This window comes from Amycolatopsis sp., assembly GCF_035276945.1.
GTDB lineage: Bacteria > Actinomycetota > Actinomycetes > Mycobacteriales > Pseudonocardiaceae > Amycolatopsis_E.
This window is the reverse complement of the sequence record NZ_DATELF010000167.1, coordinates 1-18,459: the sequence shown is the minus strand read 5'-3', so window position 1 is coordinate 18,459 and position 18,459 is coordinate 1. Positions and strand designations below refer to the sequence as shown.

The window sequence follows — 18,459 nt, the reverse complement described above, 5'->3', positions numbered from 1 at the left end:
CACGAGCTTGGGCCGAGCAGGACGCTGGACGGCGTCCCGACGCGGCCGGCCTGGCGGTTCTGCGTCTGGCTGCCTCAGCGGCGGCCGTAGAGTTACTCATTGGGTCGGAACCAGCTTTCCGATCAAGGCCCTCGGTTGGTGCCGCGACACCGCCAAGGGGCCGCTCTACGTGGTGCGAGATAACTCGCGGTTTTCGTTCGCGGGTGACCAGCAACGAGCTGGGTTAACACACCGCAATGCCTGCCTAGACTGCAACTACCCGCACCACGCGGAAGCCGCGTGCCGGGCGCTGAAAGCGCTTACCACGCGGAAGGCGGTTGCGGAAGCGTTTGCCGGCCGATCCGCGTGGGACGTGCAGGAGGCCGTCGTCGCCGAAGGCGGTGCGGCCGCGGCGATGCGCAGCCGGGCGGAATCGCTGGCCCATCCGCAGGGCCAGGCGCTGTCCGCCGCGCCACTGATCGCGCCGGCCCCGATCGCCCCCGCACCAGCCCGGCCACTGTCCATGTCGGACAGGCCGCTGGGCGGGGTGCGGGTGCTGGAGCTGACACACGTGATCGCCGGTCCGGTCGCGGGACGCACGCTTGCCGCGCACGGCGCCGACGTGCTGCACATCGGCGCAGCGCACCTGCCGGCCGTGCGGCCCGTAATGATCGACACCGGGGTCGGCAAACGGTCCGCGCACCTCGACCTGCGCATGCAGGAAGGCCGCGAACGGCTCTGGCGGCTCATCGCCGAAACCGACGTTTTCGTCGGCTCCTTCCGCCCGAGCGCTTTGGCGAGACTCGGTTTCAGCGCCGAAAAGCTCGTCGCGGCCCGGCCCGGGCTGGTGCTCGTCGAGCTGGACGCCTACGGCTGGCAGGGCCCGTGGGCGGACCGTCGCGGGTTCGACAGCCTGGTGCAGCTCGCCTCCGGCATCGCCGCGGAGATGGCCGTCGACGGGCCACGGCCCCTGCCGGCGCAGGCACTGGATCACGCCACCGGCTGGCTCGCGGCGGCCGCGGCCATGATCGGGCTCGCGCGCCGCGCGGTCGACGGCGGCAGCTGGCGGGCCCGGTTGTCCCTGGCGCGGACCGGAATGTGGCTGGATTCGCTCGGCCGCAAGCCCGGCACGGCGGCGGAACTCGACGTGACCGGCCTGCTGGAAGACACGCCCAGCCAGTTCGGCACCCTGACCCATGTCCGCGTGCCCGGAGTGCTACCCGCCGCGAACCCGCGCTGGACCCACGGTTCGCACCTGCCGGGGAGCGATCCGGCGCAGTGGTGAGGTCTTCCTCCGTGACTCCTTGAGTTCTCCTTGCGCGGCAAGCCATTCCGCGAACAGGTCGGCGTCCTGCCGCAGACGTTCCCCGTTGCGGGTCGTCGTCCGGCGGGCAGGACGAGCAGGCCGGGACCCGAGATCCCCCAAAGGCTCGTGCACGGCGGCACGGTAGCCGGCCGGAACCGATCTTCCCGTGCGAAAACGGGCACCGGTTACCGGGACGGCGCCAACCTGAGCGAGATCGAGTTGATGCAGTAGCGCTGGTCGGTCGGTGTGCAGTAACCCTCACCCTCGAACACGTGCCCCAGGTGGCTGTGGCAGTTCGCGCACAACACTTCCGTGCGCACCATGCCCAGCGTGCGGTCCTCGTGGAGGATCACCGCGTCGCTGTCGGCGGGGTCGTAGAAGGACGGCCAGCCACAGTGGCTGTCGAACTTGGTTTCGCTGCGGAACAGTTCGGCGCCGCAGGCGCGGCACTCGTAGACGCCCTCGGTCTTGGTGTCCGTGTACTCACCCGTGAACGGGCGCTCCGTGGCCGCCTGGCGGAGAACGGCGTACTCCTCCGGCGAGAGCTGCTGGCGCCACTCCTGCTCGGATTTCACCACACGCGGACTGGATTGGGTGCCGGGTTCCATGACCTCGAATCTACTCCGCCCGCCGACCTTCACTGGGAGAGCCAAGCCACGGCCCGGACGATGATGTCCCAGGAGCTGACGAGCACGCCGAGCACGATCAGCGCCGCCACGGCCACCGCCAGCCACCATTTCAGCCCGCTCGCCCGGTTGCTGGAGTCGGCGAACTCGGCGACGCCGTGCAGCGACGCCTCGATGGTGAACGTCGGCTCACACCGCTCCATCCGGTCCAGATGCGCGGCGAACGCCTGCGCTTCGGGGTCGGACGGGTCGAGACCGATCAGGTCCTCGTCGAAACGGTGGTTCCGGGCCGGTTCGCGGTCGGCCATGGAACCACCTTAACTCAGCCGTTTCGTTCGCGGCCTTGCCCGTGACCGCACGAGTCCGGTCACCTCATCGAGAAGGCCGCCTTCACTCGACGCTTCGCGATCTACCCGAAGACGCGGGTGTCCGCGTCGATCTTCAGCCCGTTGCCGGTGTTCACCACGCGCCAGTGCGGGCGGAGCGTCCCTGAAGTCCCGGTGATGGTGAAGTACTCGTCGATGGAACCGTCGGGGTTGTTCCCGGTTTCGCCATTGATCGACTTGTAAGTCTGGATCGAATGCGCCGCCCAGTACGCCGCGAAGGCCTGCTGGCTGCCGTAGACCTGCTGTGCCGCGGCCGTGAGTTTGTTCCACGAGTTCGTGCTGCCGACCTCGCCGAGGAAGGCGTCCACGAAATTACCGGCTTCGCCGTTGTCGGCGCGGCCGACGTTGGGCGTCTGCCCGACGGCCCCCGAAGACGCCGTACTGGACGGACTCGAACTCGCTGACCGAGGGGTGGCCTGCTGGGAGCTGGGCGTGCCGGTGGACTGCGAGGCGCCGCCGTTGTTCTTACCGCCGCCCGAGTTGTTCATGAGCACAAAGACCACCACCGCGATCACGACCACCGCGGCGGCGAGCGAGCCGATCAGGATGCCCTTGCGCTTGGCCGCGGCCGACGCCGGCCGCGCGGCGGGCGGTCTCGACGACGGGATGAAGGCCGCGGTCGGGTTCTGCAGTCGCGGCGGTGGTGGTGGCGCGGCGACACCGTTGGCGTTGCTCTTTTCGACACGCTGCCACGGCGGACGTTCCGCGGTAGGTGCCGGGGCCGGTCCCGGGTCGGCAGGCGAGGCGGCGGCGATCGCCGGCTGACGGCCGGTGGTCAGCAGCGGGGGCGACACGAGCGTGCCCACGGCACCGGGCTCGGGCTCGCCGGCCAGCGCGGCGAGCTTTGCCCGTGCCTCGGCCATGCTCGGCCGCTCGTCCGGCTCGATGCGCAGCAGGCTCATCAACAGGGCGGTCGCCTTGCCGGACTGACGTGGCGGGATGACCTGGCCGTTGGCCGCCGTGTAGAGCAGGGCGAGCTGGTTGGTGCTGTTGCCGTACGGCGGCTGGCCCTCGAGCGCGTGGTACAGCGTCGCCCCGAGGGAGAACACATCGGAGGCGGGCGAGGGATCCGAACCGCGGGCCAGTTCCGGCGCGAGGTAGGCCGGGGTGCCGCCGATCAGGCCGGTCTGGGTCAGCGTCAGGTCGCCGGCGGCGCGGGAGATGCCGAAGTCGGTGATCTTCGCGGTGCCCACCTCGTCGAGCAAGATGTTGGCGGGTTTGATGTCCCGGTGTACAATGCCGGCCCGGTGCGCGGCGACCAGCGCCGAGGCCACCTGCTGGCCGATCTTGGCGACCTGCGCCAGCGGCAACGTGGTCTGCTCGGACAGCACCGCGGACAGGCTGCGAGACGGCAGGTACTCCATGACCAGGCATGGATCCCCGCCGTGTTCGGCGATGTCGAACACGACGATGGCGTTCGGATGCTGGAACCGCGCCGCGTTCTTCGCCTCGCGCATCGCCCGCTGGCGCATGTTGTTGCGTTCGGTCTCCGACATGCCCGGCTGGGCGAGGATCTGCTTCACCGCAACCGAGCGTTCCAGCCGTTCGTCGACCGCCCGCCACACGACGCCCATGGCGCCGCTGCCGATGTGCTCAACGAGGCGATAGTGCCCTGCGATCAGCTGACCGGTGTCGATGGGACTACTCCTCGGAAAATACCCGCATTTCTTGGCCTGGCTCAGCGCGAACGACCTCATCGCGCACCGGACTGAGTGTAGCGGGCTGGTTCGTGCGGCTGTCGTAAGCTGCCCCTCGGACGACCTTGATCAATCCCAGGGCTCCCACCAGCGCGAAACCCGCGTAGCACGCCAGCAGCGCCGGGGGAGTGCCGCCGGTGAGCGCGTCGCCCAGCACGACGACGGCGATCGTGCCCGGCAGGCTGCCCAACACGGTGCCGGCCAGGTATGGCACACCCCGCACGGACAGGATCCCACAGCACCAGCTCAGCGGCGCGAACGGCACGACCGGGATCAGCCGCAGCGACGTGACGGCCAGCACACCACCGTCGGCGAGCCGGTCGTTCACCGTCCGCACCGACTTGCGGTGCAGGTGCCGCGTGACCAGGTCCCGGCCCAGCAGCCGGGCCAGTCCGAAACCCAGCATGCCGGAGAGCGCGGTCGCGGTGATCGACACGCCGATGCCCGCCACGTCGCCGAACAGCAGCCCGGCGGCGAGATTGAACACGGTTCGGGGCACCGGCGCGACCGTGACCACGGCGTACGCGGCCAGGAAGAGCAGAAGTGCCTCGGCTCCGCGGCCCGCCGCCCAGTCGCGCAGCTGCGCCGCTGAAGGCAGGTGCAGCACGAACGCGGCCGCCACCGCCACGGCGACCAGGACGATGGCGAGGACCAGCTTGGTGCGGCGGGGCATACGCCCACGGTATTGCACGGACATCGCCGCATCGACCGGCCCCCGGTCAGGACAGCGGCGGCACGATCTCCGCGGCGATCCGCTCCATCTGCTCGGCTTCGTCGAACAACGGCGTGAACAGGACCATTTCCGCACCTGCCTCGATGACTTCGCGGATCCCTCGCACGCACTCGCCCGGCGGGCCGTAGACCGCGACCGATCCCAGCTTCCGGCCGAAGTCGCCGTAGATCCGCACCAGGCTCTCGGCGACGCGTTCCCCGGCACGCTGGGCGTCGTCGTCCACCGCGACGTAAACCCGTTTGGCGATCGGGAATCCGGCCGGGTCCCTCCCCGCCTCGGTCAGCGCTTCCCGCACGATCCCTACCTGGTCGGCGAATTTCGCCGTGGTGGTGGATCCGGCCCCGAAGAAGCCGTCGCCGTGGCGGACCGCCCGCCGCAACGCCGCGGGATGGCTGCCGCCGAACCAGACCGGCGGATGCGGTCGCTGGACCGGTTTCGGTTCCATGGATGCGTCTTTCAGCTGCCAGAACCGGCCGTCGAAGGTGACCTTGGGCTGTGCCCACAGTTCCTTCATCAGGTTCAGCCCTTCGGTGAACCGCGCGACCAAGCCGTCGTCCAGGTCGACGTCGAACGCCGCGAACGGCCGGTTGCGCCCGCCGGTGCCGACGCCGAACTCGATGCGGCCGCCGGTGAGCTGGTCCAGCGAGGTCACGCTCTTGGCCAGATGGACCGGGTTGTGGAGCGGCGTCACGAACACCGCGCAGCCAAGGCGCAACTGTTCGGTGCACGCTGCCGCGTACGCCATCGTCTCGATCGGCCCGACGTTCGGCCACGGGCCCAGGACCTGTTCCTGCGTCCAGCCGCTGTGGAAGCCGAGCGCTTCGGCCCGCCGCACGAACGTCCGCAGGGCGGACGGATCGAAGGCGTCTCCCTCGACGAACTGGGGAATGGAGATCGCGAATCGCATGGGCCGACCCTATCCCCGGGCTCACACCACCGCTTGCGTCTCCTTACGCGGCGCGTACTGCGCGATCGACACGATCACCAGAACCGCGACCACGAGCCAGATATAGGCGTTGTGGTACAGCACGCCGAGGTGGCCCCAGGACGGGAGAGTGAGGATGGTGCTCTCGTCGGAACCGAGCAGCCCGAGCAGGCCGCCCGAGCTGATCACGAAGGCCACCGCCAGCCCGATCCAGGTCAGGACCGCCCAGCGGCGCAGCGAAGCGTGCAGCAGGCAGACGATGAGCGCGCCGAGCCACACCCAGTGGTGCACCCAGCTGTACGGCGACACCGCGGTGGTGGTCAGCCCGCACAGCGTCACGGCGAGCAGTTCCTGTCCGGAGCCCGACAACCGCCGCGCCAGGAGCAGGCAGGCCAGGCCGATCACGCCCGCCGCGGCCAGCCAGAGCAACTGCATCCCGCCCGCCAAGCCGATGGACCGTGCGAAAAGCCCGCGCAACGACTCGTTGCTCGGGTTCTCCGGCACGCCGACCCTGGTCGGATCGGCGAAGGCGCCCGACCAGAACGTCGCCGAATCGTGCGGCAAGGCGATGAACCCGATCAACACGGTCGCCGCGAACGAGCCGATCGCCACCGCCGCGGCCCGGTAGCGCCGGGTGAACAGCAGGTACAGCACGAAGAACGCCGGGGTGAGCTTGATCCCGGCGGCGATCCCGACGAGCACGCCCTTGACACGCGAGTGGTCCGGCAGCGCCAGGTCCACCAGCACGATCGTCATGAGCAGGATGTTGACCTGCCCGAACGTCATCGTTTCGCGGATCGGCTCGATCCACAGCAGGAGGCCGGCCACGGGCAGGCTGAACACCGCGAGCCGCAGATCGCGCCGGTAGCCCAGCATGGCCAGCGCCGCCCAGACGCCCAGTGCCAGCAGCGCGAAGTTCCCGATGCCGCCGACATAGCGCAGCGGATCGCCGTCCAGCTTGGCCAGCGGCACGAACAGCAGCGCCGCGAACGGGGTGTAAACGAACTCCCAGACGCCGCGGGTGTGCCCGTACAAGGGGGTGTCGTAGATCGAGACGCCGTCCAGGATCCGCGTCCCGGCGATCCGGTAGACGCCGAGGTCCAGCAGATGCATCAGCGAGTCGAGGTTCGCCAGCACCTCCTTGAGGTACACGCCGGCCGCGATCAGGCCGACTGCGCCGACCGTCCAGAACAGCGGCCACGGCACCGGACGCCGTTCCGGCGGCGACGGCGCCGGAGCGGCCGCCGCCTCGACGGCGGATGACGACACGTTCTACCCCCGGTCTGGGATTCGGCTGCTGTGAACACCAAGGGTAACGGTCGTGTCTCGGTTGCTCTAAGCGGGGCAGAGCGTGCCGTCCGTGGGCACCTTCCCGTCCGCGAGGAACGCGCGGACCGCTTCGCCGACGCAGGGGGAGGTGAGCGCGCCGTGTCCGGTGCCCTGCCAGGAAATCCGGACCGCGCTGGCCATCTGCTCGGCCGCCCGCGTGGTGCCCGTCGCGGGCGTCACCGGGTCGGTCGCGGTGCTCGCCACCAGGATCGGCGGCAGCCCGGAGACGCCGAGCGAAGGCCCCCCGCCGGTGTGGCCCGGCCAGGGCAGGCACCAGGTGAGCCGCTGCGTGGCAGGCGCGCCGAACAGCGCGGACCGCTTGCGGAGCTGGTCGGCGAGCGCGCTGATCTGGTTGGCCGACAGCCGGGTCGCCGCGTCGTTGCATTCGGTGGCCAGCGCCCCGTCGAGCTGGGACGGCGCCAGCTGCGAGCCGTTGACCAGAGGCTCGACGAACTCCGCCAGCTTCGCCGGGGAACCGGCGCGGGCCGCGGCGATCGCGTCGCCGAGTTCGGGCCAGCGGGCCGGGTTCGCCAGCCCGATCTTGATCGCGTTGAGCGCCAGTCCGGGGCTGAACACGGTGCCGTCGGACAGTTCCTGGGGCGCCGAGCGCAACTGGTCGAGCAGCGCGGTCACCGCTGCCGTGGCGTTGCCGGCCAGTGCGCAGTGCCGGAGCCCGCAGTCCTTGTCAAAGTTGTCCAAAGTGGACTGCTGGGCGGCGGCGAGGTCGCCGAGCACGGTGGCGGGATCCGCGGACGGGTCGGGAATGCCGTCCAGCACAACCCGGCCGACCCGTGTCGGGTAGCGGGCTGCGTACGCGGCGACGACGTCCGAGCCTTCGCCACGGGCGATCGCGTTCAGCCGGGGAACGCCGAGCTGGTCGCGGATCTCTTCGAGGTCACCCGCGGTGCGCCAGCTGTCGATGGCCAGCTGGGCGTTGCCCAGGTCTATCGCGCACTGCTGTCCGGCCCGGCGCGCGGCGTCGAGCACCTCGTCGATGTCGCCGCTGGCGGGGTCCTGGGAGAGCAGCGGGCCGCGGACCTCCCTGGGCACGCAGCCCACCGGATCGGAATCGCCCGTGCCGCGGCGGTCGACACCGATCAACGAGAACCGCTGGAGCAGCGCCGGTGGGAGGTTCGCCGCGAGATGGGCCGCGTAGAGCGTGCCGGCCTCGCCCTCGATGTCGTTGACCACCACCAGCGGGATCGGGCCGGAGCCCACCTTCAGCAGCGCGATGTGCGTCGGCACGCGGCCGGGCAGATCGGGCGCGTCCAGCACGGACACCACTGTGGCGCAGGAGAACGTCAGCGAGTCCGGCACTGCGGGCGGCTCGAGCCGGGACCGGACCTGCTGGTCGCAACCGGACCACGAGATCGACGGCGACAGCGGCTCGGTCAACGGCGGCAGCGGCACCGCGGCCGGTGGCGAACTGGCCGGGGCGGGCGTGCTCTCGTCGTTCTCGACCACGGCCGGGCGCTGCGAAGGACCGGCCGTGCAAGCGGTGACCATCACCGGCATGAGCAAGGCGAGCAACAGCCCACGGCGACGCACGACGCTTCCCCTCATTTTCCTTCGGTCCGTCCCCCTGACCCTCGCATGCCCAGGGTGAGCGGGCAGTAAGTGGGGCGTGTTCCCGCTCAGCCGGGGAGCGGGAGGGCGCTCTCGTAGAACACGATCGGGCCGTCCACGGGGTCGTCGTAGTCCTCGTCGAAGCGGAAACCGAGGGAGCGCACGAGGCCGATGGAGGCCTCGTTGCGCCGCTCGATGGTGACGTAGACGGTGTCGGCGCGACCGGTCGAGTGCGCCCAGCCGGTGAGCGCCCGGATCGCCTCCGCCGCGATGCCCTGGCGCCGGTACTCCGGCAGCACCTCGTACCCGAGTTCGACCACGGCCAGGTCGTCCGGCGGCTGGTGGAACCCGACCTCACCGACCAGGCGGCGGGCCGAGCGCAGCACGATCCCCCTCGACAGCCAGGGCGTCGCGGCCGGATCCGCCTGGATGATTTTGTGGTTCTCTTCGGCCTGAACGGCGGCGAGCCACGGCTCGGGCACCTCGACCCCCAGCACGGAGGCCAGCCCCGGCGCGTCTTCGGCGATGATGCGTTCCAGTGCTTCTTCGGAGAGCTCCAGGAGGTCCAGGCGCTCCGAGCGGATCGGCATGGGTCCGAACTTAGCCCCTGCCGCAAGAGTTATTCACGGCGCCGGTATCGCAGCATCATGAATCCGTCCTCGTGGAGGATCGAGGCCAGGGCGAGGCGGCGGGACTCGCTCGTCGCGCGACCCACCGCGATGCGGTCCGCCCCGGCGCCGGCGAGCAGCGGGGCGACGGTCAGGCAGAGTTGGTCGACGAGGTTTTCCGCGATCAGTTCGCCGAACAGGTGCGGTCCGCCCTCGCAGTCGACACGCCTGAGGCCCCGGCGGGCCAGTTCCGCGAGCGCGGCGGTCAGGTCGACCATCTGCTCGCCGGCGGTGAGGATCTCCCCGCCCGCGTCGGCGAGCCTCGCCACGCGTTCTTCGGGCGCGTGCTCGGTGGTGATGATGATCGGCGGGACTCGGGTATCGGTGAACAACGCGGAGTCCGGGTCGAGCCGGGCGGTCGCCGAGACCACGGCGATCGGCGGGATCTCCGAAAGACCGAGCCGCTTACGGCGCGCGCGGCGTTCGTCGGTGGTCCGCGCACCCCGGTAGCCCTCGGCGCGGACCGTGCCCGCGCCGACGAGCACGACATCGGCGAGATCGCGGCCCAGCAGGAAGATCCGCTTGTCGGCCGGATGGGACAGCGCCTCGGAGCGGTTCTCGACGGTGGCGGCGCCGTCGGCGGAGGACACGAAGTTGACCTGGACCCACGAACCGTTCAGCTCCGTGGGGTATGCGTAGATGCGTTCGAGATCGTCGTCGGTCGCTTCGTCGAGCGGGGTCGGCCACAACATGCGCATGATCTGCAATCCCAGCAAAGGTCGGGGGCACCAGTCGATCAAAAGATGCCCATTACGCCCACCCTTCACCCACCGCCGCCCGCAACGGAGGTGTTCCGCACCACAGCTTAGATTCGAACCATGCACCTGACCGACCGGCTGCCCGAGATCGACGCCGACGGACTGATCACGGCGCTGGTCCCGCCACCCCGCTTCGACGGCGTCCGGTTCTCCACCTACGTGCCCAACCCGGACGAGCCGAGCCAGGCCGCCGCGGTCACCGCCTGCTCGGCCTTCGGCGGGCGGATCCCTTCCGGCACGGCCAAGAAAACACGGTGGCGGAGCCTGTTCGGCGGTGCCGAGCCGCAGACCGCCTCCGGCGTGTACCTCGACGGGGGGTTCGGCGTCGGCAAGACCCATCTGCTCGCGTCGATGTGGCACGCGGCGCCCGCACCGAAGGCCTATGGCACCTTCGTCGAGCTGACGCATATGGTCGGCGTGCTCGGGTTCTCCGAGGCGGTGCGGCGGCTGTCGGAGCACCGGCTGCTGGCCATCGACGAGTTCGAGCTCGACGACCCCGGTGACACCATGCTGGTGACCCGGCTGCTGCGGGAGCTGACCGGCGCCGGGGTCCACGTCGCGGCCACCTCCAACACGCTGCCGGAGAAGCTGGGGGAGGGCCGGTTCGCCGCCGAGGACTTCCTGCGCGAGATCCAGTCGTTGTCGCAGCGGTTCTCCGTGGTCCGGGTGGACGGGCCCGACTACCGGCACCGGGGCCTGCCCGAAGCTCCGCCACCGGTCGACGACGAGGCGCTGGCGGCCTCCGCGGCAGCGCACCCAGGGTCCACTTTGGACGACTTCGACGCGTTGTGCGCGCACCTGGCGCGCCTGCACCCGTCCCGCTACGGACGTCTCGTCGACGGCGTTTCGCTGGTGCACCTGCGTGGGGTGCGCCCGGCGCCGGACCAGAACGTCGGGCTGCGGCTGGTCTCGTTCGCCGACCGGCTGTATGACCGGGCGATCCCGGTGCTGGTGTCGGGACAGCCGCTGTCGGCCCTGTTCCCCGAGGAGATGGTGCAGGGCGGCTACCGGAAGAAGTACCTGCGCGCGGTCAGCCGCCTGATCGCGCTGGCCCGCGACGCCGCGTCGGCGAGCTGAGCGTCAGCGCCGCTCCGCGCCGGGAGCCGCGGCCTGGCGCAGCGCTCCTCAGCGGCGGACCACTTCGGCGACGGCGTCGAGGCCGCGGTCCAGATCCTCCTGGCTGATCATGAGCGGCGGGGCGATCCGCAGGGTGGCCCCGTGGGTCTCCTTGCACAGCACACCCCGCTTCGCCAGCGCTTCCGACGCCTCGCGTCCGGACAGCCCGCCGGGGCTGATGTCCACCCCCGCCCACAGGCCGCGCCCCCGGACCTCGGCCAGGCCGCGCCCGACAAGCTCACCGAGCCGACGTTGCAGGTGCGCGCCGAGGGCGGCCGACCGCTCGAGGAAATCCCCGGTGGACAGCAGCCTGATCACCGCTCGTCCGACCGCGCAGGCGAGGGGATTGCCGCCGAAGGTCGAGCCGTGCTCGCCGGGCCTGAGCACCCCGAGCACATCCCCCCTGCCGACCACCGCCGACAGCGGCACGATTCCTCCACCGAGCGCCTTGCCCAGCGTGTACAGGTCGGCGCGGACACCCTCGTGGTCCAGTGCCAGCAGCGTGCCGGTGCGGCCGAGCCCGGACTGGATCTCGTCGGCGATGAGCAGCGCGCCCGCCTCGTCACAGAGTCGTCTTGCCTCGGCCAGATAGCCCTGCGGCGGGACGACCACCCCGGCCTCGCCCTGGACCGGCTCGAGCAGCACGGCCGCGGTGCGCTCGCTGATCGCCTCGCGCAGCGCCGCCGCGTCGCCGTACTTGACCACGACGAATCCCGGCGTGAACGGACCGAACCCGGTGCGGGCGGCCTCGTCGGTCGAGAAGGACACCACGGTGATCGTCCGGCCGTGGAAGTTCGACCCCGCGACCACGATCTCGGCCTGGCCCGCCGGGACGCCCTTGACCTCGTAGGCCCACTTACGGGCGACCTTCAGCGCCGATTCGACGGCCTCCGCACCCGAGTTCATCGGCAGCACCATCTCCGTGCCCGTCAGCGCGGCCAGCTCGGCGCAGAACGCACCCAACTGGTCGTGGTGGAAGGCCCGCGAGGTCAGCGTGACCCGGCCCAACTGTGTCACGGCCGCTTCCACGAGCGCCGGGTGCCGGTGACCGAAGTTGAGTGCCGAGTACGCCGACAGGAAGTCGAGATAGCGCCGACCCTCGACGTCGGTGACCCACGCGCCCTCCGCCTGGCTGATCACCACCGGAAGCGGGTGGTAGTTGTGGGTGCTCCAGCGCTCGTCCAACTCGATGAACTCGGCTTCGGTCAGGCCCGCGAACGTCGTCATGTCTTCAGGTTAAAGGTAGGAAGAGCCTCCATTCATCCCGGAAAACGTTGCTCCGGACCGCGATTCGTTGCGCGGTTTTCGCTCTGTGCTTCTGTTCGTTGCACGAACCTCCTTTCAGTCCCGGGGGCTGATCACGGTGAACCCCGCGTCCGTGACGGCGGCGGCCAGCCTGTCGTCGTAGGTGACGAATCCGTCGAGCTCCTCGCCGAGGACACGGGCGGTGGCCAGATGGATCGCGTCGAGCGACCGCAGTGTCCGGTCGGGTTCGTTCATCGCGGCGTCCACGATGTCGTCGTCGATGCCGACGTAGTCGAAGGCGAGCACGAGTTCCCGTGCGTTCGGCAGCATGGCCGGCAGCACCCGGCTCACCGCGCGGATGAGCTCGATGCGCAGCAGGTCAGAACTGACCCAGGAAGACGTGGCCCGGGTGTCGTAGAACGCCGCGAACGACTTGGAATGCTCTTCCTCCCTGAGCAGCTTCACCGCCGCCGAAGCGTCGATGTAATACAGACCCATGGTCTTTCAGATCTGCGAGCGGAGGCGCTCGCTCACCAAGGCTCTTCGTCGCGCAGTTCGCTCAGCGCGTCGGTCAGGCGGTTGTCGCCGTCGCCCGGCCGCATCCGGGGCCGGTAACCGGGCCTTGTGGCCAGGCGGGCTCGGCCGGACTCGACCAGCCGGGTCATGACGGGGGTCATCGTTCGCTCCTCCACGGGGACGATGCGCGCGATCAACTTCCCGTATTCGGTGATGTCGACGGTCTCACCGTGACGGACGCGCGCAAGGACTTCACTGGTGTTGTGTCTGAGTTCCCTGAGCCCGACGGCACGGTCGCCGGTAGTCGTCACGTCAACGATGGTAGCACAAAATTGTGACCACATCAAAGTGTGAGGATGTCCTCTCACTCCGTGACGTGCCAGGAGCCGACCACCCCGTACCGCACGAACGGGTCGTCCTGGCGAACTCCTCGGCAGCCTCGCGCGTGGTGAACAGGGCGAGCGCGCCATCGCGTCGCGGGTCGCCGAGGGTGCCGAGCATCGGCAGCGTGCCCCGCTCGTGGAACTCGTCGATTCGCGCGCGGTGGGCGGGCATGAGTGCGGGGCCGCGCGTCGCGACGTCCGGGCCGGACTCGTAGCACGGCAGGTACTTCATTGTTCCTCCACAGCTTAAGAAAAGCGGTCCAAGATCGTCGCCCAGTCCTTGGCGAACGCTCCGCCCGTGTAGCCGCCGGGCAGGCACACGCGGCCGTCGACTCGGCATCGCTGAGCCCTTCCCAGCCTCGGTGCTCCACGGAAACCCGGGTCAGCGCGGGGCCGAGTGCCTGGAAGGTCGACCTCGGCCTCCGCCGGGGTGACCAGCCAGTTCATCGCGAACCGGGACGGCGGCTCTCAGGCCAGGACCTCGTCCCAGTCGCGTTCGGTGCCGACGTGCCAGATCTCGTACACGCGGTCGCCGAGGTGGCGCTCGAAGGTGACGTCGCGGACCTGATCCTGCCCGTGGGAGAACGGTCGCACCGGCCGCCGGACCGCGATCGTGCGGACGAGCGTGTCGAAAGTGCGCGACTTCGCTACGCACCAAAGTGGACCGGCGGTCGGCCGAGCGCCTGGGGGTTCACGGTCTGTCCTCCTCATCCCGCGCTCGCGGCGGGATCGTCGTCGGCGATGCCTCGTCCGGATCCACGATTCTCCGTGCGGTGTCCAGGGCGGACGCCCACATGTCGTCAAGAAGGCGGCGCGGCCCGTCCAGCCCCTCGGCACGTGCGCGATACAGCCGCCGCGTGCCGTCCCGCCGCTCCGTCAGCAAGCCGGCGTTCTTGAGCACGGTGAGGTGCTGGCTGATGGCGGTCCTGCTGACTTCGAACGACTCGGCGATCTCGCCCGCCGCCAGTTCGTTGCTCACGACGAGCCGCAGGATCGCCCGCCGCCGTGGCTCCGCCAGTGCCCGCAGCGCCTCGTCGGTAAGGGGATCCTCCGGCCCGAACACGAAAGCCCTCCTTGCTGGTCAGGCCCACAGGCCGACCGGGTTGCCGTCCGGGTCGGCGAAGACGGCGACCTTGTCGAAGCCCTGCGGCAGGTCGGTCGGTGGGAGCAGGGGAGCTCCGCCGAGTTGTTCGGCGTGGCTCAGGTAGGCGTCGAGGTCACCAGGATGTAGACCTTCACGCCGGCGTCCCCAGGTGCCGACGAGGAGCAGATTCCGCCGCTTACGCCGTCGCCGGTGTCGATGACCGCATACCCATCTCCGGGCTCGGGGTGATCTTCCAGTTGAACAGTTCTCCATAGAACTTCTGGGCCCGCTCGGCGTCGGGGCTGATCACTTCGAAGTGCGCGACTTGATGTCCCATGACGGCAGCCTTCAGTACTCGCTTACGTTAGTGTTCACTAACATAGGAAGTCAACCACACTTTCCGGCTCGGGCTGCATAAGGTGCGCGTGTGACCGACGAGCTCTCCTTCCTCCGCAAGCAGGCCCGCACCCAGCGCTTCACCCTGGGCACGCCCAGGGAGTTCCGTGTCGCGAAAGACGGTTCGAGACTGCTGTTCCTGCGGTCGGAGTCCGGCACCGACCGGCGCAACAGCCTGTGGGAACTCGATCTGGCGTCGGGTGCCGAGACCAAACTCGTGGACGCCGTCCGGCTGCTGCCCGTCGAGGAGGAACTCCCGCCCGAGGAACGCGCCCGCCGGGAACGCAGCCGGGAGAGCGCGGGCGGGGTCGTCGGCTACGCCGTCGACGACGAGCTGCGTGTCGCCGCTTTCTCGCTGTCCGGCCGGCTCCACACGGTGGACTTGGCCACCCGCGAGGTGACCGAGCTGGTCGAGGGCGCGGTGGTCGATCCGCGGCCCAGTCCGGCCGGTACACACGTGGCTTACGTCCGCGACCGCAGGCTGCGCGTCGTCGAACTGGCCACCGGTGAGGATCGGGCACTGGTCGAAGAAGAGGGCGACGCGATCGGATGGGGACTGGCCGAGTTCATCGCGGCCGAGGAGATGGGCCGGGCCCGCGGCTACTGGTGGTCGCCGGACTCTTCGTCCCTCCTTGCCGAGCGGACCGACCGGGCAGGCGTGCCGCGCTGGACCATCGCCGACCTGGCGGACCCGGGGGTGAGGGCGAACAGGGTCGCCTACCCGGCGGCGGGGGAGGCCAACGTCGCGGTTTCGCTGGCCTTCCTCGGTCTTGACGGTTCCCGGGTCGACGTCGAGCAGGGGGACTGGGAGTATCTGGCCGTCGTGCACTGGTCGGCGGGCGGGCCGCCGCTGCTGGCAGTGCAGTCACGGGACCAGCGGCGGCTCGAGATCCGTTCGGTGAACCCCGCCGACGGCTCGACGACCTTGCTGCACACCGAAACCGACCCCGACTGGGTGGAGTTGACAGCCGGTGTGCCCGCGTGGACCACGGCCGGTGCCCTCGTGCGGGTCAGCGCCACCGACGGCACCTACCGGCTGCTGGTCGACGGCGAGCTGGTGACCCCGCCCGGGCTGCAGGTCCGGTCGGTACTGCACGTCGGCGACGAAGTCCTGTTCAGCGCCTCGACCGAGGACCCGACCCAGATTCACGTGTACCGCACGGAAAACGGCGGCATCGCGCGTCTGTCTACATCGGATGGTGTGCATATCGGTGGCGGGACCGCGCGGCTCGCCGTACTTTCCTCGTGGCGACTCGACCGCAGCGGGCCTGTGGTTTCCGTTGTCCGGAAAGGAGAACCGGTCGCCGAGATCGGCTCGTACCCGGTCGAACCCGGGATCGAGCCACACCCGGTCATGCTGACCGTCGGACAGTGCGGGTTGCGGGCGGCGCTGCTGCTGCCCACCGGATACGAGCGGGGCCAGGGAAAGCTGCCTGTCCTGCTCGACCCCTACGGCGGCCCGCACGCCCAGCGCGTGCTGCGCAGCCGTAACGCCTTCCTCACCTCGCAGTGGCTGGCCGACCAGGGGTTCGCGGTGCTCGTCGCCGACGGCAGGGGAACCCCCGGCCGGGGGCCCGCCTGGGAGAAGGCGATCGCGGGCAAGCTGGCCGAGGTCCCGCTGGCCGACCAGGTCGAGGCGCTGGAAGCGGTGGTTCGGCAGCACCCCGAGCTCGACCTCGACCGGGTGGCCATCCGCGGCTGGTCGTTCGGTGGGTTCCTTTCCGCGCTCGCGGTGCTGCGGCGGCCGGACCTGTTCCGCGCGGCGGTCGCCGGCGCGCCGGTGACCGACTGGTCGCTGTACGACACCCACTACACCGAACGCTACCTCGGCTTCCCGGGCGAGAATCCCGAGTCCTACCAACGGAACTCGCTCATCGAGGACGCCAGGTCGCTACGCCGGTCACTGCTGATCGTGCACGGACTCGCCGACGACAACGTGTTCGTCGCGCATTCCCTCCGGCTGTCGGCCGCGCTGCTGGCCGCCGGGCGGTCGCACACCTTCCTCCCGCTGGTCGGCACCACCCACATGACCCCCCAGTCCGAGGACGTCGCCGAGAACCTGATGCTGCTGCAGGTGGACTGGATCAAACGGGAACTCGGCGTGGACTGACCGCGGCGTGTACCCCACCCAGCTCGTTACCCAGTTCGTTGCCCTGCCGTCAACTCGCCGCGTGTTTCACCGCAATCGGCTGGCGCCGGTGACCGTCAGCGGCTTGGGTGATGCTCTTCCTCCCTCCGGGATCAGCTCCGAGTTCTGCGACAGCGCCGCCACCATCGAGGCCCGATTGCCGACACCGAGCTTGGTGAAGATGCGGCGCATATGCGCGGACACGGTGTAAAGGCTGATTTCCAGTACCGCGGCGATGGCGCGGTTGGTGTAGCCCAGGCCGACCATGCGCGCGATTTCGATCTCGCGCGGGCTCAGCAGTTCGTGCGGCCGTGGCGTCATCGGCACGAGCAGGCACCGCATCCCCAGTTCGGTGCAGTCCAGCACGGGACCGGTCCCGCTGTGGTCCGGACCGACCAGCTCGGACACGCGACCCGCCAGCTCGCGAACCAGATTCCGCACGGTTCCGTCTTCGCTCGGATCCACCGGCGCGGACCGGGATCGCTCCCGTAGCGCGCGCACGCCGGACCTGACGGATTCGGTCGTCATCGACCTTCCCCTCCCCCTTGGTGACTTGCAGTGCTATTCGGTACGCGCCCACGGGCGCGGGTAGCCAGGCGGTGACACGTGTCCTCGACGGCCTGTTGATCGTGCGGGCTGCCTGCTTCCCCGCCTCCGTGGCTTCATGGCCGCGTCTCCCCTCACCACCACACCGGCCTCCCTTTCGGCATATGTTGCCGGTTTCCGTAACATCCCAGCAAACAGACAAATTCGGTCGTGCGCATCGCCGGTTCGGGTGACACCGGAATCGACTAGTCAACCCGTGCCTCGCTCAAACGTGCGACTACCGCCGACGGCCTCGTCCGCGTGGACTTGTCTGCACGCGCTCACCGGTGCTCCGCGCCGGTATCTGAGCTTCGCCGAACCGAGCAGGAGGAACCCATGAGCGGTCGCTATCCGGCCGTCGAGGGCGAGCTGGAGGACGAGCTCGCCCAAGAACTGGAGGACGAGTTCGACTTCGAGGACGAGCTGTCCAGGGAACTGGAAGACGAAGGTTTTTCCGATCACGAGGACTTCGGGGAGTACGAGGACGAAATCGCCGCCGTCGCCCACGAGCTCGAGGACGAGTTCGACTACGAAGACGAGGATTTCGCCGACCAGGAAACCGAATTCCATGATCTCGTCCGTGAGCTGGAAACCGAGTTCGACTACGAGGACGAAGACGAGGACGAGACCTTCGCCAATCCGGCGCGGCGCGTCTATCCCGACGCCGAGCTGATGGCGGAGCTGGCGCTGCAGGCCGAGTATGCCGAAACCGAGGCCGAGGCCGAGGCCTTTCTGGGCATGCTCGCCCCGTTGGCCATCCAGGCGGCCAAGTGGGCGGCGCCGCGGATCATCAAGTACGCGCCGCAACTCCTCCGCGGTGCCGTCAACCTCGGCAAGCGGCTCTGGAGCAACCCCACGACCCGCCGGGCCGTCCGCCAGGTGCCGAAGATCCTCGCTCGCACCGCGCGGGATGTCGGCCACCGTTATGCGCAGGGACGGCCGATCAACGCCAGGTACATCTCGCGCAGGCTGGTCGGGCACACGCTGAACGCGGCAGGCGGCCGGCGTGGGCGCGTCCGTCCCCGGCGGGGAC

General features: G+C 69.7%; 21 protein-coding genes. 4 read left to right on the top strand and 17 right to left on the bottom strand.

Going from position 1 to position 18,459, the window contains the following annotated elements; all coding sequences use genetic code 11:
- Positions 1–352 precede the first annotated feature (352 nt).
- Positions 353–1,264, top strand: coding sequence for a CoA transferase (locus VJT49_RS30305; protein ID WP_324168391.1), 912 nt, complete (start codon positions 353–355; stop codon positions 1,262–1,264).
- A 206-nt stretch (positions 1,265–1,470) separates the two neighbouring features.
- Here VJT49_RS30305 and msrB read toward each other — a convergent pair whose 3' ends face one another.
- The 9 genes from msrB to VJT49_RS30260 form a co-directional block, all read right to left on the bottom strand.
- Positions 1,471–1,893, bottom strand: a complete 423-nt coding sequence (gene msrB, locus VJT49_RS30300) for a peptide-methionine (R)-S-oxide reductase MsrB (protein ID WP_324168390.1) — start codon at positions 1,891–1,893, stop codon at positions 1,471–1,473.
- Between the two features lie 29 nt (positions 1,894–1,922).
- Positions 1,923–2,219 carry a hypothetical protein gene (locus VJT49_RS30295; RefSeq protein ID WP_324168389.1) on the bottom strand — a complete coding sequence of 99 codons (297 nt, stop codon included), beginning with the start codon at positions 2,217–2,219 and terminating at the stop codon, positions 1,923–1,925.
- Positions 2,220–2,320: 101 nt separating this feature from the next.
- The gene (locus tag VJT49_RS30290; RefSeq protein WP_414636117.1) at positions 2,321–3,871 is read right to left on the bottom strand and encodes a serine/threonine-protein kinase; all 1,551 of its coding nucleotides are present in this window, start codon (positions 3,869–3,871) and stop codon (positions 2,321–2,323) included.
- A gap of 67 nt (positions 3,872–3,938) precedes the next feature.
- The gene (locus tag VJT49_RS30285; RefSeq protein ID WP_324168387.1) at positions 3,939–4,667 is read right to left on the bottom strand and encodes a TVP38/TMEM64 family protein; all 729 of its coding nucleotides are present in this window, start codon (positions 4,665–4,667) and stop codon (positions 3,939–3,941) included.
- 46 nt (positions 4,668–4,713) lie between these two features.
- Positions 4,714–5,634, bottom strand: coding sequence for an LLM class flavin-dependent oxidoreductase (locus tag VJT49_RS30280; protein ID WP_324168386.1), 921 nt, complete (start codon positions 5,632–5,634; stop codon positions 4,714–4,716).
- 21 nt (positions 5,635–5,655) lie between these two features.
- Positions 5,656–6,921 carry a glycosyltransferase 87 family protein gene (locus VJT49_RS30275; protein ID WP_324168385.1) on the bottom strand — a complete coding sequence of 422 codons (1,266 nt, stop codon included), beginning with the start codon at positions 6,919–6,921 and terminating at the stop codon, positions 5,656–5,658.
- Positions 6,922–6,987: 66 nt separating this feature from the next.
- Entirely contained in the window at positions 6,988–8,544 is a 1,557-nt protein-coding gene (locus VJT49_RS30270; protein ID WP_324168384.1) for an alpha/beta hydrolase, read from the bottom strand.
- Positions 8,545–8,615: 71 nt separating this feature from the next.
- Complete coding sequence (locus VJT49_RS30265; RefSeq protein WP_324168383.1) at positions 8,616–9,137, bottom strand: GNAT family N-acetyltransferase; 522 nt, start codon at positions 9,135–9,137, stop codon at positions 8,616–8,618.
- 29 nt (positions 9,138–9,166) lie between these two features.
- Positions 9,167–9,913 (bottom strand): pyrimidine reductase family protein, encoded by a 747-nt coding sequence (locus VJT49_RS30260; RefSeq protein ID WP_324168382.1) that lies wholly within the window; start codon positions 9,911–9,913, stop codon positions 9,167–9,169.
- 120 nt (positions 9,914–10,033) lie between these two features.
- On the opposite strand from VJT49_RS30260, the gene zapE reads away from it, so the two are divergent.
- Complete coding sequence (zapE, locus tag VJT49_RS30255) at positions 10,034–11,050, top strand: cell division protein ZapE (protein WP_324168381.1); 1,017 nt, start codon at positions 10,034–10,036, stop codon at positions 11,048–11,050.
- Positions 11,051–11,098: 48 nt separating this feature from the next.
- Here zapE and rocD read toward each other — a convergent pair whose 3' ends face one another.
- The 7 genes from rocD to VJT49_RS30220 all read right to left on the bottom strand — a co-directional run bounded on the left by rocD (position 11,099) and on the right by VJT49_RS30220 (position 14,654).
- On the bottom strand, positions 11,099–12,316 hold the full coding sequence (rocD, locus tag VJT49_RS30250; RefSeq protein ID WP_324168380.1) for an ornithine--oxo-acid transaminase: 1,218 nt from the start codon (positions 12,314–12,316) through the stop codon (positions 11,099–11,101).
- A 114-nt stretch (positions 12,317–12,430) separates the two neighbouring features.
- Positions 12,431–12,832 (bottom strand): type II toxin-antitoxin system VapC family toxin, encoded by a 402-nt coding sequence (locus tag VJT49_RS30245; RefSeq protein WP_324168379.1) that lies wholly within the window; start codon positions 12,830–12,832, stop codon positions 12,431–12,433.
- A gap of 32 nt (positions 12,833–12,864) precedes the next feature.
- Positions 12,865–13,161, bottom strand: a complete 297-nt coding sequence (locus VJT49_RS30240; protein ID WP_324168378.1) for a type II toxin-antitoxin system prevent-host-death family antitoxin — start codon at positions 13,159–13,161, stop codon at positions 12,865–12,867.
- A gap of 1 nt (position 13,162) precedes the next feature.
- Positions 13,163–13,465, bottom strand: a complete 303-nt coding sequence (locus tag VJT49_RS30235) for a hypothetical protein (protein WP_324168377.1) — start codon at positions 13,463–13,465, stop codon at positions 13,163–13,165.
- A 236-nt stretch (positions 13,466–13,701) separates the two neighbouring features.
- Positions 13,702–13,827 (bottom strand): hypothetical protein, encoded by a 126-nt coding sequence (locus tag VJT49_RS30230; protein WP_324168376.1) that lies wholly within the window; start codon positions 13,825–13,827, stop codon positions 13,702–13,704.
- A 97-nt stretch (positions 13,828–13,924) separates the two neighbouring features.
- Complete coding sequence (locus VJT49_RS30225) at positions 13,925–14,296, bottom strand: metalloregulator ArsR/SmtB family transcription factor (RefSeq protein WP_324168375.1); 372 nt, start codon at positions 14,294–14,296, stop codon at positions 13,925–13,927.
- A gap of 217 nt (positions 14,297–14,513) precedes the next feature.
- Entirely contained in the window at positions 14,514–14,654 is a 141-nt protein-coding gene (locus VJT49_RS30220; RefSeq protein WP_324168374.1) for a hypothetical protein, read from the bottom strand.
- A gap of 90 nt (positions 14,655–14,744) precedes the next feature.
- Between VJT49_RS30220 and VJT49_RS30215 the strand changes: the two genes are divergently transcribed.
- On the top strand, positions 14,745–16,823 hold the full coding sequence (locus VJT49_RS30215; protein WP_324168373.1) for a S9 family peptidase: 2,079 nt from the start codon (positions 14,745–14,747) through the stop codon (positions 16,821–16,823).
- A gap of 66 nt (positions 16,824–16,889) precedes the next feature.
- Here VJT49_RS30215 and VJT49_RS30210 read toward each other — a convergent pair whose 3' ends face one another.
- A complete protein-coding gene (locus tag VJT49_RS30210) occupies positions 16,890–17,369 on the bottom strand; it encodes a helix-turn-helix transcriptional regulator (RefSeq protein ID WP_324168372.1) in 480 nt (159 codons plus the stop codon).
- Positions 17,370–17,762: 393 nt separating this feature from the next.
- Here VJT49_RS30210 and VJT49_RS30205 point away from each other — a divergent pair.
- A partial coding sequence (locus tag VJT49_RS30205; protein WP_324168371.1) for a hypothetical protein occupies positions 17,763–18,459 on the top strand: 697 nt, incomplete at its 3' end.